This window comes from Mesorhizobium sp. M0060 (genome assembly GCF_040323155.1).
GTDB lineage: Bacteria > Pseudomonadota > Alphaproteobacteria > Rhizobiales > Rhizobiaceae > Mesorhizobium.
The window spans coordinates 25,810-40,164 of record NZ_JAMYUP010000049.1; the positions used below are offsets into that span (position 1 = coordinate 25,810).

The following is a 14,355-nucleotide window of genomic DNA, read 5'->3' on the forward strand; positions in this document are numbered from 1 at the left end:
TGTGTGACAACCTCGTGCCGAACGGGTTGTCGATGGCCTGCAAGGTCCTCTGTTCCAGGTCGTTATATCCCAAATCATAATGCATGAAGCTTACGAGCCAAATGCCATCGTCGACCTCCTTGCTTCCGAGCCTTTGACCGGCAAGCACGGTGAGTATTACGAACGGGCAATCAAGAAGCAGCCGCATAAGCGACGTGCGGAACCGACAACCGATCGACAAGAGCCGGAATTGCGGCATGCGCGGCCGCGATCGATCTGACATGCCGGTCACCGCCGAATTCCTGATACTCAATCCCGATATGATGCATATCATCGACGCCGAGATAGTGCTTGATGGCTCGCAGATGGGTGTCGAGATGATTCATATGGCCGCGAATGCCGCCCGGCTCGAAACCGAATTCTCCGCAAGAACTCAGGAGCACCAGTGTTTTATCCGAAAGCACCGGCTCCAACGGGAAGTCCCCTCGCCCAAGATCGAAGGTGAACGTCTTGTTGACGCGGACGACCTGATCGACCCATCCCTTCAAGGCCGTGGGCATGCCATAATTGTACATCGGCGTGCCCAGGACGATGATGTCCGCTGCTTCGAGTTCGGTGATCAGCGTATCGGAAAAAGCGATCAATTGTCGCTGGTCCTCGGTAAGCTGTTCGGGTTTGGCGAAGACGGCGGCGATCCACGGTTCTGTCGTGGCCGGGGGCGGATTTGCGCCGATATCACGCCGGATGACCCTGTCGCCGGGGTTACGCGCCATCCAAGCTTCGATGAACTTTGCGGATAGAGCCCGCGAAAGCGAGCGCGAGACCCGTGCGCTGGCGTCAATGTGAAGAATAGTAGCCATTGTGATCTGCTCCAATTTGCATTTGCCGCAGACCTATCAGACACATGCACGATGGACGCCCGATTTGATTTGAGCCGACGGCTGAATAAAATCATCGGCATGCCACTCAAACGAAAGCCGCCGCCTGGTTGAGCCCGACGGCTCCTCAGACAGCGGCGCCCGTCGCGCGGACGGTATAAAGCGATTGCCGACGGTGTTGTCGCAAGTTGGTTCCGTCTAAGGTCTCACGCGGTCCCCTCGCCGTGGCCCGGACGCGTTTCCTGTCCTCGAAAGGCTTGCCAATATCGAATGCTGCCTGCGCCAAGAAACACGGCAAAACCTATCAAAAATTGTCAGGCGATGAAGCGAGGATTGCTCAGCTGTCAGGTGAGCGGACCGGATAGCACGGTTTGATCTTCAATAAGTTCGCCGGCGCGACTATCGCGGAAAACGTCGGCCTCCTCGAGCAGCCATTCCCGGAACGCCGCCACCCTTGGATTGCTAGCGCGGGTTTCGGGGCAGATCAGGTAATAGTTCTTGTTGGGGAGCATTACGGGAGACGCCAATGCCAGATGGCCTTGCACGATATCATCAGCGGCGGCAATCAACCCTACCAGCGCAAAACCGTTACCGTCGATCGCCGCCTGTATGCACATGTGCTCATCACTGTAGACCGCGCTGGCTGGAACATGGACACCATCCAGACCGACCGCGTGAAACCAGGTGGACCAGTTTGGATCGCGTTTGGTGAATCCCGACCATTCATAGTGAATGAGCGGACCGCGCGAAACGGCCGCCGCATAGTCGCCCGGAGATGTACCCACGAGCAGCGAGGGGGAACAAACCACGGCGGCCTTGTCCGACAGCACCCAAACCGTGCTCAAGTCGGTGTAATCACCGAAGCCGTAACGAATAGCGAGATCGAAGTTGTGGCGTGTGAAGTCGACAGTCTCGTCGGACCCGCTCACCTTGATGACAATGTCCGGATGGCGTTGCCGGAACCGGCTCAATCGCGGCATCAGCCATTTGGTGGCAAAAGAGGTCGTCGTTGTCACTGACAACTCGCCCGTCGCGGTGGCGTCGCCGACTTCCTCTGAAGCCAGTTCAAGATAAGAAAAACCCTTTCAACCAGCGGAGCATAGGTTTCGCCTGCTTTGGTCAGGGAAAGTGACCGCACAAGGCGGTTGAAGAGCTTACGCTGGATGCGCTCTTCGAGCAGCTTCACCTGATGGCTGATTGCCGTCGGGGTAACATGCAGTTCTTCCGCCGCCTTCTTGAAACTGAGGTGCCTGGCAGCGGCGTCGAACGCTTGCAGGCTCTTGAGGGGAGGCAGCCTATTCACGATCCACTCGCATCGGTTCAGCCGGTAGGTTTTTAGCCGCTCTGCCTTAGGGGAACGACGTTCCGTCAAGAGGACCGGCCGGTCGTAGGAGGGCAGCTGGTCCACCCGTACCTTCTGGCTGGCCGTCGTATGACAGGATCGTACAAGGGCGGCAATTTCATGCAAGGGCGCAAACCAGGCGTTTTGCGTGGAACGCGTGTGTTCCAGCCATTGCTCGACCGTGAGCGGCAGGACCCGCAATGACCCACCGTTTTGGATTAGATTGGTAAAATAGCTGTTGTTGCTGCTCGGCAAGATGCAGCAAATTTGCTAAAGTCTGCGGTGGGAGGAGACGGACATCCAATCGCTGCCGATAGCACATCCAAGTGTAGCGAAGGCGACACCCGGCGCATCGCTTCCGCTCGCCTATTCCCTCGCGACGTTCTGCTGGCTCCTGTCGGCCGGCGTCTACATCGCCGCCAAGTGGGTTGCCCCCGAGATGCCGCCTTGGGCGCTCTGCTTCTGGCGGCTGACGCTCGCCTGCGCGATCCTGCTGCCTATCGTCCATCACCATCACGGGGCGATGCTCGTGCTGATCCAATCCCGCGCGATCGAGGTGCTGGTCATCGGCGCCATCGGGTTGGCCCTGTGTCAGGGCATGATCTACACGGGCCTCAACTACACCAACGCGACAACCGCCGGCATCATCATGGCGCTGTCGCCGATCATGACCATGGTGCTTGCCCGCTTCGTGCTCGGGGAGCCCCTCGGTGTCTGGAAGGCGCTTGGAGCGCTGCTCGCTCTGATCGGGATGGTGGTGATCGTGGCGCGCGGCGACCTTGCCGCGCTGATGCAGCTGCAGTTCAATCCCGGCGAGTTGTGGATCGTCGGCAGCGCGTTTTGCTGGGGCCTCTACACCGTGCTGCTGCGTCGCTCCAAATTCGCTATCGAGCTTCTGCCGATGGTGGTCCTGCTGCTGGGAGCCGGCGCGCTGGCCGCACTGCCCCTCTATCTCTGGGAACTGTTTTCCGGGGATCGTTCGGCGCTGCATGCGAACGGCCTTCTGGCTCTCGCCTATATCGCTGGCCCGGGCGGCGCTCTGATGTACTATCTCTATAATCGTAGCGTCGAGACGCTTGGCGCCGGGCGCGCCAGCATGCTGCTCTATCTGCAGACTGCCTTCGTCGCCGTGCTCGCTTATCTTTTCCTTGGCGAAAGCTTGCACGACTACGATCTCGCCGGCGCCGCCTTTATCGTCGCCGGCCTGCTGCTCGCCACCGCGATCAAGCCGAGGCAGCGCACAATGCGTGTCGCGTAGGCAACATCAGCACCGCCGCTTCGGCCAGCAACTCGCAACGTCAGAGCACCGCTCGAAACAAGGCCGGATCATTGAAGACGGCTGTTGTGGCGCAGCACGAGGCCGACCGCACCGAGCAATGCATCGTTTTCCGTGTGCTTGCCAACGATTATCCGCGTGCGCAGCGCGGGCGCGACATCGCGGGACTTGATCAGCGTGTGGCGTTCATATGACGCGATCAGTGGTGCCAGGAGAATGTCGCCCGCCAAGGCCATGCGGCCGCCGATGATGATGAGTGGCGGATTGAGCACCGAACCGATCAAGCCAAGACCGCGGCCGGCGAACTCGGCGGTATCCTCGATCATCCGCAGCGCCCTCACATCGCCCTGCTCTGCCATCATGATCACGTCGTCCATCGTGACCGGCCGCCGCACGATGCGCGAAATCTGATCGAGCGGCCGGGCAAAGCTGGCATAGAGCTCCAGGCATCCGCGATTTCCGCACCGGCAAAGATCGCCGCCGGGATCAATGCTGATGTGCCCGAATTCGCCGGCGCCGCCGCCGATGCCGCTCACCAGCCGGCCATGCTGGACAATGGCCCCGCCGACGCCCAGATCGATCTTGAATAGTACGAAATCGTCCTGGCCGACGGCCGCGCCCCACATCAACTCCGCAATGGCCGAGCAGTTGCTTTCATTGTCGGCAAAGATCGGCTGTTCGAGAACCGGCCCGAACACATCGCGGATGTTGACCCCGGCCCAGGTCGGAACGATACTCGCGCGCAGCACCACTCCTTCGCGGCTGACAGGGCCCGAGACGGAGACCCCAACCCCCAGGAGCCCCGCCATCGGCAGACCGTTCTCTTCGTAGCATTGGGCAATCACTGACTTGGCGAGCTGAGCCGCCTGTTGCGGCTGGTAGTCCAGACCCATGGGAATAGTTTGTTCGGCAATGAAAGAATGCGAAACGTCGGCAACGACGCACCGCATCTCGTCGAGGGCCAGATGGATGCCGACGCAGGTGCCTGCGGCGGGATTGAGCGTCAATGTCGCGGCAGGCCTGCCGATGCCCCTGGCCCCGTCATGATGGGCCGAGGATTCGATCACCATTCCGGACTTTTTCAAGCCATTGAGCGCGGTTGAAACCGTCGACCGCGCCAAACCGGTGATGTGCGTGATCTGCGACGCTGAAAGCACGCCGCGCTCACGCAGGCATCGGACGATCAGGCTCTCCGGCGATGCGGACGGCCTGTCGATCAACCAATTTCTAAGCGAAGGTTTGTTCATGATGAGCACAAAGGACGTTGACTGATAGCCCAAATATGTCATCTTGGAAAGAACGGAGATTACTGCATCTCACCGGCCACGACCTCAAATCGCGGGCCACAAGCGGTCGATACGAACCGTGCATCACATATGGGAGTGAAACGATGAAATATCTGAGGACGGCCCTTGTGGCCGCAACGGCCTACACCTTTGTCGCGGGCGCAGCGTTCGCGGAGCCCAAGACCAACCTCTTGCATCAATGGGCGACCGGATCGGACGCCCAGGCTATTGCCAAGCTCGGCGAGATGTTTACCGCCAAGGGTGGCACCTGGCAGCAGACCTCCATCGCAGGCCATACGGCCAATACCCTGGCCAAACTGCGTGCCGACGTGATCGCCGGCAACGCACCTCCCGCTGTGCAGCTCAAGGGGCCCGAGATCGCCGAATGGAACGAGACGGGCATGACAGCCAATCTCGACGAACTGGCCAAGGCGGAAAATTGGGAGAAGGTCGTCGCTCCCGAATTGCTGCCGGTGATGAAGCCGACCGGGAATTGGGTGGCGGCGCCGATGAACATTCACCGCATCAACTGGCTGTGGGCGTCGCCGAAGGTCATGAAGGACGCAGGCGTTACCGAGGTGCCGAAGACATGGGCGGAATTCAACGCCGCCTGCGACAAGATCGTGGCCAGCGGCAAGATCTGCATTTCGCACTCGACCGCCGACTGGACCGACTCGACCGTCTTCGAAGTGGTCGTGTACGGTCAGGACCTCGATCTCTACAAGAAGGCCTTCGTCGAGGGCGACGTCGACGCCATGCGCAGCGACGGCATGGTCAAGGCCTTCGAGCAGTTCCGCATCATGACCTCGAAGTACATGGACCCCGGCATGAACGGGCGTGATTGGGATACCATGTCGCATCTGGTCGGCCGCGGCGAGGCCGCCTTCCACATCATGGGGGACTGGACGATCGGCCTGCTGACCGCCGGCGGCTTCAAGGAGGGCACCGACTATGTCTGTGCCCAGGCGCCGACCGATTGGGGCAAGCCGGGCTTCATCCTGAATTCAGACTCGGTCGTGTTCTTCAAGCAGAAGGACCCGGACTACATTGAGGGGCAGAAACTGCTCGCCAGCATCATCCTGTCGCCCGAGTTCCAGACCATTTTCAATCAGACCAAGGGCTCCATCCCGGCGCGCCTCGACGTCGATCTTTCGAACGGCTTCAATCCCTGCCAGCAACTCTCGCAAAAGGATCTGCAAGCCTCGATCGCCGCCGGCACGCTCGTCCGTTCGATGGCGCACAACATGACGGTCCCGCAAAAGGTCCGCGGCGCAATGATGGATACCATCACCGAGTTTGTAGCGACGCCGGATATGAGTGCGCAGGACGCCGCCAATGCGATGGCGGATGCGGCCGAAGCGCAAAAGTGAAGCTGCCGATGATGGCCGGGGGCAAAGCGCCCGGCCTGACTTCGCCGGAGCAGCCCGATGTCCACCCATGATCTGATTGTACCAGCTGCCGCGGCCCGTCCGTGGCGCGAGCGCCTGGGCACGATGGTGCCCATTCTGGTGCTGGCGCCGTCGATAGCGGCGAGTTTCGTCTATGTTTTCGTCTTCACGCTGTGGACGCTCTATATTTCGCTGTCGAACTCGTCGCTGTTGCCGACCTATGGGTTCGTTGGCCTGGACAACTACGCTTCGCTCTGGGCAAACCGGCGCTGGAACATCGCCTATACGAACCTCTTCCTGTTCGGCGGCTTCTATATCGTTGGCTCGATGGCGGTCGGCCTGCTGCTCGCGATCGCTATCGACCAGCGCGTCCGCGGCGAAGCGGTTTGGCGCACCATCTTTCTCTACCCTCTGGCGGTGTCGTTCATCGTCACCGGTACGGTGTGGAGCTGGCTCTATAACCCTGTCGACGGTATCCAGGGCTTCGTTCGGGGGCTCGGCTGGACCGACTTCAGCTTCGCCCTGACGGCCAACCGCAACACGGCGATCTATGCGGTGATCATAACCGGTATCTGGCAGTCGTCCGGCTTCGCGATGGCACTTTTCCTGGCTGGTCTGCGGTCGGTCGATCCGGATCTCGTCAAAGCCGCGCAAATCGACGGCGCGTCGGTTTTCCGGACCTATCGGCGGGTCATCCTGCCAACCATCGCCCCGATATTCCTGGCGGTGGCGGTCATTCAGATACAGTTCGCCATCAAGACGTTCGACCTAGTGGCGGCGTTGACGCGGGGCGGGCCAGGTGTGTCCACCACCTTCCCCGCCATCTACGTCTACGACCTGATGTTCCAGCGCGGGCAAATCGGCGAGGGTGCCGCCGCGGCCATGATGATGCTCGCAGCGGTCGCGGTGGTGCTGGTGCCGTACTCCTTGTGGATCGTCTGGCGCAGGCGGGCGGAGGGCCGCAATGGCTGAAATTAGCCCCGATGCCCGCCGCTTTGATCCGGCCCGCCCTGATCCGGAAGCTGCCGCGGCTACGCGCCGGCATTTCTGGAGCCGCTTCCTTGTCTATGCCGTGCTGACGCTTTTCGCGGTCGTCTATCTCGTGCCGTTGCTGGTGGTGATCTTCAACTCACTGCGCGAGCAGTCGGAGATTGCCCGCAACGGCCTCATCTCCGTGCCTCGCAGCTTCCGCCTCGACGCGTGGGCGCAAGCCTGGGGAACCTACTGCGTCAGCGGTACCTGCGAGGGCATGAAGCGCAATTTTTTCAACTCGCTGGCGATGACGATCCCCGCCACGATCATCTCGACCATTCTCGGCGCCATGAACGGCTACATCCTCTCCAAATGGCGCTTCCGGGGTTCCGAACTGATCTTCAATCTGATGCTGCTCGGCGTCTTCATGCCCGGCCAGATTTCGCTGATGCCGTGGGCGTTCCTGCTCGGCAAGCTCGGCCTGACCAATTCCACATACGGGCTGGTGTTGATCCACGTCGTCCAGGGCATCTCGTTCACGACCCTGTTCTGCCGCAATTTCTACGTCAGCATACCGGACGACCTTATCAAGGCGGCTCGCATCGATGGCGCCGGGTTCTGGCGAATCTTCCGCAAGATCATCCTCCCCCTGTCGCCGCCGATTCTGATTGTCACCGTCATCTGGCAGTTCACCGGCATCTGGAACGAGTATCTGTTCGGCGTCGTCTTCACATCGGGCCAGCAGCAGCCGATTACGGCGGCGTTGGTCGCGCTCACGGCCGGCGGCACGACCGCGCGTGCTTACGATGTGATGAGCGCCGCCGTGCTGATCGGCGCGCTGCCACCGCTGCTGATCTATCTGTTCGGCGGAAAATACTTCGTGCGCGGCCTCACCCAGGGCGCCATCAAATGAGGCGTCGTCCATGTCCGCGTTGATGATCCGCAACCTTCACAAGAGCTACGGCTCGCTCGAGATTCTTGCCGGCATCAATCTCGAGGCTAAGACCGGCGAATTCATCGCCCTTGTCGGCCCGTCGGGCTGCGGCAAGTCAACCCTGCTCGCTATGATCGCCGGTCTGGAAACCGTCACGTCGGGCGAGATCTGGATCGGCGACCGGCTGGTGAACTCGGTGCAACCCAAAGACCGCGACATTGCGATGGTATTCCAGTCATACGCCCTCTATCCGACGATGACGGTGCGCCAGAACATCACCTTCGGCATGGAGAGCCGCGGCGTGCCAAAAGCGGTGCAAGCAGAAGCTGTACAGCGGGTTGCCGCCCTCCTGCAGATCGAACAGCTGCTTAAACGCAAGCCCGGCCAGCTTTCGGGCGGCCAGCGGCAGCGCGTAGCGATGGGGCGCGCCCTCGTACGCGACCCAAAGCTGTTTCTGTTCGACGAGCCCTTGTCCAACCTCGACGCCAAGCTGCGCGTCGACATGCGTACCGAAATCAAGAAGCTCCACCATCGCGTCGGCAAGACCACGGTCTACGTCACCCACGATCAGGTCGAGGCGATGACGCTCGCGTCCCGCATCGCGGTGATGAACCAGGGCTCGGTGCAGCAGTTCGACACGCCGAAGCGGATCTATGACCGGCCGACCAACATGTTCGTTGCCGGTTTCATGGGATCGCCGGCGATGAATTTCATTCCCGCCCGGTCTACCGGCTCAACCAGCATCTCGGTACGCGCCGCTGACGGCAGCGACGCTAGTCTTGTCCTCGCCGCGCCGCTGCCCGCCGGTGCGCCAAAGGACGTCGTGCTCGGTATCCGGCCGGAACATATCTACCGTTTCACGACGGACCTGAAGTCGCGGAAACCGGCTGTGGCGTCCATGCAGGCGCCGGTCGAGTTGGTCGAGCCGACCGGCGCCGAGACGCTTGCCGTCCTCAGGCTGGGTGATCTGGAGATCACCGGCCGTTTCGAGCCGGACGACGCTCCCGTCATGGGCGAGACGATAGTGCTCGGCATCGACATGTCGCGTGCCTGCCTGTTCGACCCAACAACCAAGGCGCTTCTGTGATTTGATGTCCGTACAATTCGCAACTTATCCCAGCTTGACCGATCGGGTCGTGCTGATCTCCGGCGGCGCCTCCGGGATCGGAGCCGATATGGTCCGCGCTTTCGTGGCGAATGGCGCCCGCGTGGCCTTTCTCGATGTACAGGATGAACCCGCGGAGGCATTGCTGCGCGAGCTCGGTGCTGCCGCCGGGCGAGCCCCCTTGTATCTCCATTGCGATGTGACCGACGTCGATGCGCTGCAGGCGTCGGTAGAAGGCGTGCGATTGCGGCTTGGTCCGGTCGCCGTCCTGGTGAATAACGCTGCCAATGATCAGCGCCATCCCATCGACGCGGTGACGGCCGAATATTGGGACCGCAGCTTCGACGTCAATCTCCGGCATCACTTCTTCGCCGCGCAGGCAGTGCATCCGCATATGAAGGAACTCGGCTTCGGCTCGATCATAAACTTCTCCTCCATCGCCTGGCGTTTCGGAGCGGACCAGATGGTGACCTATGCCACCGCCAAGGGGGCGGTGGTGGCCCTGACGCGTGCGTTGGCGCGGTCGTTCGGACCCGACGACATCCGCGTCAATGCGGTCGAACCCGGCGCCGTCATGACCGAGCGGCAGCGCGAGTTGTGGTTCAAGACGCAGGAGGCAGTCGACCAGACGGTGCAGCGACAATTGATCCGCCGCGTCCTCCTGGGCGAGGAGATTGCACGGACGGTGCTCTTCCTGGCAGCGGATGACAGCCGCATGATCACGAAACAGTCCATCACCGTCGATGCCGGCCTGCGATAGTGACCCCTCCCCGCTCTTCATTGGAACTGCCAAGCTGATGCTTCGTCTCGGCCTCAACCCCTACGGACTGACCTACTATCTCGGCCTGCAGGGCCGCGGCACGCCGCGGCACAATTCGGCCGGGGTGGGGCTGGAGGGCTTCATAGCACTGGCGCAGGAACTGGGCGCACGCACGCTCGAGATCTACGAACCTTGGTTGAGCGACTTGCCGGACGCCGAAATCGTCGCCCTGCGCAGGCGTCTGACCGCGCTTGACATCGTCCCGGTGGTGAGCGGCGGACTTCTCGTGGCAGGTCCGCTGGACAACACCTTTCGGGCTGCGCGCCTGCTCGAAGCGACGACGATCCGTATCGCGCTGACGCCCGTCCTGTGCGGCGACCGCAACGCATGGGGCCAGAAATGGCGCGAGTTCAACGCGATGATCCGCGCTGCCTTGACGGAATGGGGACCGCGGGCGGCGGCGGAGGGCCGGGTGCTCGGCATCGAGAACCATCAGGACTTCGGCAGCGACGAACTGGTCGCGTTTTGCGAACTCGGCGGGCCGGGTGTCGGCATCACCTACGACACCGGCAACACCTTCCCCGTCGGCGAGGCGCCGCTTGCCTTCACGCGACGGATCGCGCCGCATGTCCGCCACCTCCACCTCAAGGACTATCGCGTGCAGTTCACGGATGAGGGCTATCGTCTGGTCCGCTGCGCGATCGGGGATGGCGCCGTGCCTTTCGCCGAACTGGCAGCCATCCTTGGCGAGCACCACGACACGCTGACGGCCGTGCTCGAGCCAGGCGCGCTGGAGGCCCGTCACGTTCGCTGTCTCACCGACGACTGGTGGAACGGATATGCGCCGAAGACCGCACGCGAGTTCGCGGCCTGCCTGAGTGCTGCGCGCGTAAACCGGCTTGCGGACGACGCCGACTACCGCACGCCGTGGGAGCGCGATGATGACGGCGCGCTCGCTTCGTATGAGCTCGACATGATCCGCCGCAGCACCGCCAACATGAAGACGTTCGGTTTCATTGCAATGGAGAAATCAGCATGACCACCCGAGAACTCAGCGGCCTGACGGCCTTCGTCACCGGCTCGGGGCGCGGCCTCGGCCGCGTGATGGCCGACCGCCTGGCCGAACTCGGCGCAAACGTCGCGGTTCACGACCTCGACTGGACCCGGCCATCTCAATACGCCGAATTCGCGGATCTCGGCGACTCCGCCAAGGGTCTGGAGAAGCATGGGACGCGGGTGACCGCGGTCACGGGCAACATCGGCGACAAGCAGGCCGTCGCCGAAATGAAGAGGAAGATCGAGGCGGATCTCGGCGACGTGCACATTCTGGTCAACTGCGCCGGCGGCGACATCGGCGCCAAGGGGGTAAAGCCCAGTCCCAACAACGCACTCGACATCGACTACGACGACATCAAGGTCCTGACCGAGAACAACCTCATCGGCACGATGCTGGTCTGCCAGGCGTTCGTTCCGCCGATGGTCAAGCGTGGCTCAGGCTCGGTGATCAACATTGCCTCGGCGGCAGCGCATATCGGATGCTCGCCCGAGGTGGTCTACTCGACGCTTAAGGCAGCCGTCGTCCATTATACGCGCTGCCTCGCCAAGGAATTGATCGACGATGGCGTACGCGTCAATGCGGTGAGCCCTGGCGCCACCAAGACGGCACGGTTCCAGGCGAGCCGCGTGGTCGATCCGCAGCGCATGGACTCGAGCAAGAAATCGCTGAACCGGTATGCGGAGCCTGAAGAGATCGCCGAAGCGGTGGCCTTCCTCGCCGGTCCGCGCGCGCGCTTTATCAACGGGCAGGTCATCCGCGTCGACGGCGGTTTCACAATCTTTCCAGGTTAAGCCGCGACCGTCCATACCGGTACCGGTAGCAACTTCGCCATCGCGCGCTGCAGATAGCTCCGCCCGAGTTCGGCCAGAACCAATGCACTGCATTACACTCGGAGCTTGACAAAAACTGCAATATAGCGGGTATATTAATCGAATAATATGGCGCGCCGTCCATTGATAGGAAGGCGGGTGGCAAACCTGGGAGGAGACCAAGATGAGCCGCTACAATCCAGTCGGATTCCTGCACGGCATGGTTTTGGGCGCGGCCCTGGCGACCGCGACAGCGGCCCATGCCGAGACCTTGACGCTCTATTGGAATGCCGGCCACGCCTATCAAGCCTATGCCGATGTAATAGCGAAGTTCGAGGCCGATCATCCCGGATGGTCGGTGCAGTGGGAGAAATTCCAGTGGCCGGATATGCGCACCAAGCTGGTGGCGGATTTTGCGGCGAAGAGCCCGCCCGATCTCGTCGCCGAACCCGGCGGCTGGGTGCAGGAGTTTGGCCAGCGCAATCTGCTGCGGCCGCTAAACGACTTCATCCAACAAGACGGCAAGGCGATCGGCTATCCCGACGATTGGCAAGCCTATTCGGTCGGGCGCAACAAGCTCGGCGACCAGTACTATGGCGTCCAGATCCACCTCACCTGCGCCACCCTCGTCTACAACGTCGATATGCTGAAGCATGCGGGCTTCGACGCGCCGCCGGCGACCTGGGAAGATTTCCTGAAGGTCGCCAAAGCGACGACGAGCGGTGCCCGTTTCGGCTTCGCTCCCAACCCCAGCATCGGATACTACTGGTCGTGGCTGCTGCAGAACGGCGCGACCTATTACGACCCCAAGACAAACAAGGTCAATCTCGACAGTCCCGAAGCGATCGCGGCGATCCAGTTCCTTGCCGACTTGATCCATAAGGAAAAGGCAGCCACCAATCCGGTGGCGGGCGCTGATTACGAGGGTCCGCAAAAGCTGTTCACAGCCAACCGGGTCGCCATGATCATTACCGGTCCGTGGGACGTGAAGCCGATCCGCTCGGGCAACCCGAAGCTCAACTGGGCGGTTGCTCCCTCACTCAAGCACAAGGTGCAGGCGACGTTCGCAGGCGGCGTCAGCGTGATGATCCCGAAAGACGCGAAGCACCCGAAGGAAGCCTGGGAATTGTTGAAGCGGCTCGTCGCGCTCGACACGGAACTAGCGGCTACCAAGGAAGCGGGCATGACGATGCCGCGCAAATCCTGGGCCGAAAACGCCGAGGTTCAAGCCGATCCGGTCATCGGCAGCTTCAGCAAATGCCTGCCTTACGCGCAAGACGTCACCGCCGACCTGCGCCTCACCGGCAAGCACGCGCGAATCGAGAAGCTCCTGCAAAGTGCGCTCGAGGATATCGTCTATAATCAGAAGCCAGCAGCTGAGATCATGCCGAAATTCGCGGCCGAGGCCAACGTCATCCTGGCCAACAACTAGGCCGATGATTGTCAGCGGCAGCACCGATACGGCCGGCACGGACATTCGCGTCGGCGCCATACCGATCCGCCGAGCCGGCCGCTTCAGCCGCCGCACACGGCAAACGCTTATCGCTTACCTGCTGCTGTCGCCCGCGATCCTGTATTTCTCGGTCTATTTCTTCTATCCGATAGGGCTGGAGTTTTGGGCGAGCCTGTACAGCGGCCAGCCGCTGATCGGCGAGAGCCAATTCGCCGGACTGGACAACTACGTTGCTGCCCTCGGCGACGCGCGCGTTCGGCAGTCGCTCTTCGTGACGTTGGCCTTCGCGATAGGCGTCACCGCGGCCAGCATCGCCATTGGCCTCGGACTGGCGGTCGTGCTCAACCGGCCTATCCCGGGACGCACTCTGATCCGCGCAATCATCTTCTTTCCCTATATCACCTCCTTCGTGATCGTCGCGTTGATGTGGCAGGCAATCCTCGATCCCTACACGGGCATCTTGAATAGCTTCCTTGCCGAGCTTGGCCTGCCGACGCAGAATTGGCTCGGCGACACCTCGACCGCGCTGCCGACCCTCATCGCCATCACGGTCTGGAAGGATGTCGGCTATGCCATGCTGATCTACCTTTCCGCGTTGCAGTCGATCCCGTCCGACTTCTATGATGCCGCATCCCTCGACGGCGCCACGCCGGCGCAGCAGTTCCGCTATCTGACCTGGCCGCTGCTGACGCCGACCACGCTCTTCATCGCCGTTGTCAGCACGATCAGCCAGTTGCAGGAGCTGGCGCCGGCCTATCTGATAACTAAGGGCGGACCGGCCGACGCGACACGGTTCTTCAGCCTGCATGTGTTCGAGGCAGCCTTCTTCGAACTCAACATCGGCTACGCCTCGGCGCTGTCTTTCCTGATGTTCCTGCTGATCCTGGCCATCACCTTCGTTCAGTTCCGTCTGCTCAATCGCGAAACCACCTATTGAGGTCGGCATGAAACTGGCGAAAACGCTCCCGACCTACCTGCTGCTGCTCTTCTGCGTGGCGCTGTCGATCTTTCCGTTATCCGGTATGTGATCTGTGGTGCCTTTTCGTCCTGCTGTTCTTGTTTTGGAACGGCCTTATGGTGAGCCCATCCGGGACGTGGGGCACCGGGAGCACGAAG

The 14,355-nt window shown here is 61.6% G+C and carries 14 protein-coding genes; 10 read left to right on the forward strand and 4 right to left on the reverse strand.

The features are described 5' to 3' along the window. Positions 1-170: 170 nt before the first annotated feature. The 3 genes from NKJ94_RS29190 to NKJ94_RS29200 form a co-directional block, all read right to left on the reverse strand. Positions 171-839: an FMN-dependent NADH-azoreductase gene (locus tag NKJ94_RS29190; RefSeq protein ID WP_352530134.1), complete on the reverse strand. Its 669-nt coding sequence runs from the start codon at positions 837-839 to the stop codon at positions 171-173. 362 nt (positions 840-1,201) lie between these two features. Further along, positions 1,202-1,873 carry a LysR substrate-binding domain-containing protein gene (locus NKJ94_RS29195; RefSeq protein ID WP_352530136.1) on the reverse strand — a complete coding sequence of 224 codons (672 nt, stop codon included), beginning with the start codon at positions 1,871-1,873 and terminating at the stop codon, positions 1,202-1,204. Beyond that, positions 1,870-2,454, reverse strand: coding sequence for a LysR family transcriptional regulator (locus NKJ94_RS29200; protein ID WP_352530138.1), 585 nt, complete (start codon positions 2,452-2,454; stop codon positions 1,870-1,872). The genes NKJ94_RS29195 and NKJ94_RS29200 overlap by 4 nt, the downstream gene beginning before the upstream one ends. A 43-nt stretch (positions 2,455-2,497) precedes the next feature. Between NKJ94_RS29200 and NKJ94_RS29205 the strand changes: the two genes are divergently transcribed. After that, the gene (locus tag NKJ94_RS29205; protein ID WP_352530161.1) at positions 2,498-3,457 is read left to right on the forward strand and encodes a DMT family transporter; all 960 of its coding nucleotides are present in this window, start codon (positions 2,498-2,500) and stop codon (positions 3,455-3,457) included. Positions 3,458-3,525: 68 nt separating this feature from the next. On the opposite strand, the gene NKJ94_RS29210 is transcribed toward NKJ94_RS29205, so the two are convergent. Continuing rightward, a complete protein-coding gene (locus NKJ94_RS29210; RefSeq protein WP_352530139.1) occupies positions 3,526-4,722 on the reverse strand; it encodes an ROK family transcriptional regulator in 1,197 nt (398 codons plus the stop codon). Positions 4,723-4,865: 143 nt separating this feature from the next. Here NKJ94_RS29210 and NKJ94_RS29215 point away from each other — a divergent pair, with 143 nt between their 5' ends. From NKJ94_RS29215 to NKJ94_RS29255, 9 genes are all read left to right on the forward strand, one after another. After that, positions 4,866-6,131, forward strand: a complete 1,266-nt coding sequence (locus NKJ94_RS29215) for an ABC transporter substrate-binding protein (protein ID WP_352530141.1) — start codon at positions 4,866-4,868, stop codon at positions 6,129-6,131. 57 nt (positions 6,132-6,188) lie between these two features. Beyond that, complete coding sequence (locus NKJ94_RS29220; RefSeq protein WP_352530143.1) at positions 6,189-7,121, forward strand: carbohydrate ABC transporter permease; 933 nt, start codon at positions 6,189-6,191, stop codon at positions 7,119-7,121. Next, a complete protein-coding gene (locus NKJ94_RS29225) occupies positions 7,114-8,034 on the forward strand; it encodes a carbohydrate ABC transporter permease (protein WP_352530145.1) in 921 nt (306 codons plus the stop codon). The genes NKJ94_RS29220 and NKJ94_RS29225 overlap by 8 nt, the downstream gene beginning before the upstream one ends. Positions 8,035-8,044: 10 nt before the next feature. After that, the gene (locus tag NKJ94_RS29230) at positions 8,045-9,142 is read left to right on the forward strand and encodes an ABC transporter ATP-binding protein (protein ID WP_352530147.1); all 1,098 of its coding nucleotides are present in this window, start codon (positions 8,045-8,047) and stop codon (positions 9,140-9,142) included. Positions 9,143-9,146: 4 nt separating this feature from the next. Further along, entirely contained in the window at positions 9,147-9,920 is a 774-nt protein-coding gene (locus tag NKJ94_RS29235; protein WP_352530149.1) for an SDR family NAD(P)-dependent oxidoreductase, read from the forward strand. Positions 9,921-9,957: 37 nt separating this feature from the next. Further along, the gene (locus NKJ94_RS29240) at positions 9,958-10,959 is read left to right on the forward strand and encodes a sugar phosphate isomerase/epimerase family protein (RefSeq protein ID WP_352530151.1); all 1,002 of its coding nucleotides are present in this window, start codon (positions 9,958-9,960) and stop codon (positions 10,957-10,959) included. Further along, positions 10,956-11,768 (forward strand): SDR family NAD(P)-dependent oxidoreductase, encoded by an 813-nt coding sequence (locus tag NKJ94_RS29245; protein WP_352530153.1) that lies wholly within the window; start codon positions 10,956-10,958, stop codon positions 11,766-11,768. Before NKJ94_RS29240 ends, NKJ94_RS29245 begins: the two co-directional genes overlap by 4 nt. Positions 11,769-11,970: 202 nt before the next feature. After that, positions 11,971-13,218, forward strand: coding sequence for an ABC transporter substrate-binding protein (locus NKJ94_RS29250; protein WP_352530155.1), 1,248 nt, complete (start codon positions 11,971-11,973; stop codon positions 13,216-13,218). Between the two features lie 4 nt (positions 13,219-13,222). After that, positions 13,223-14,176, forward strand: a complete 954-nt coding sequence (locus tag NKJ94_RS29255) for a carbohydrate ABC transporter permease (protein ID WP_352530157.1) — start codon at positions 13,223-13,225, stop codon at positions 14,174-14,176. Positions 14,177-14,355 lie beyond the last annotated feature (179 nt).

Coding starts and splice junctions, on each gene's coding strand:
- NKJ94_RS29250 (WP_352530155.1), top strand. CDS start 11,971: ATGAGCCGCTACAATCCAGTCGGATTCCTGCACGGCATGGTTTTGGGC.
- NKJ94_RS29225 (WP_352530145.1), top strand. CDS start 7,114: ATGGCTGAAATTAGCCCCGATGCCCGCCGCTTTGATCCGGCCCGCCCT.
- NKJ94_RS29240 (WP_352530151.1), top strand. CDS start 9,958: ATGCTTCGTCTCGGCCTCAACCCCTACGGACTGACCTACTATCTCGGC.
- NKJ94_RS29255 (WP_352530157.1), top strand. CDS start 13,223: ATGATTGTCAGCGGCAGCACCGATACGGCCGGCACGGACATTCGCGTC.
- NKJ94_RS29230 (WP_352530147.1), top strand. CDS start 8,045: ATGTCCGCGTTGATGATCCGCAACCTTCACAAGAGCTACGGCTCGCTC.
- NKJ94_RS29210 (WP_352530139.1), bottom strand. CDS start 4,722: ATGAACAAACCTTCGCTTAGAAATTGGTTGATCGACAGGCCGTCCGCA.
- NKJ94_RS29245 (WP_352530153.1), top strand. CDS start 10,956: ATGACCACCCGAGAACTCAGCGGCCTGACGGCCTTCGTCACCGGCTCG.
- NKJ94_RS29235 (WP_352530149.1), top strand. CDS start 9,147: ATGTCCGTACAATTCGCAACTTATCCCAGCTTGACCGATCGGGTCGTG.
- NKJ94_RS29215 (WP_352530141.1), top strand. CDS start 4,866: ATGAAATATCTGAGGACGGCCCTTGTGGCCGCAACGGCCTACACCTTT.
- NKJ94_RS29220 (WP_352530143.1), top strand. CDS start 6,189: ATGTCCACCCATGATCTGATTGTACCAGCTGCCGCGGCCCGTCCGTGG.
- NKJ94_RS29190 (WP_352530134.1), bottom strand. CDS start 839: ATGGCTACTATTCTTCACATTGACGCCAGCGCACGGGTCTCGCGCTCG.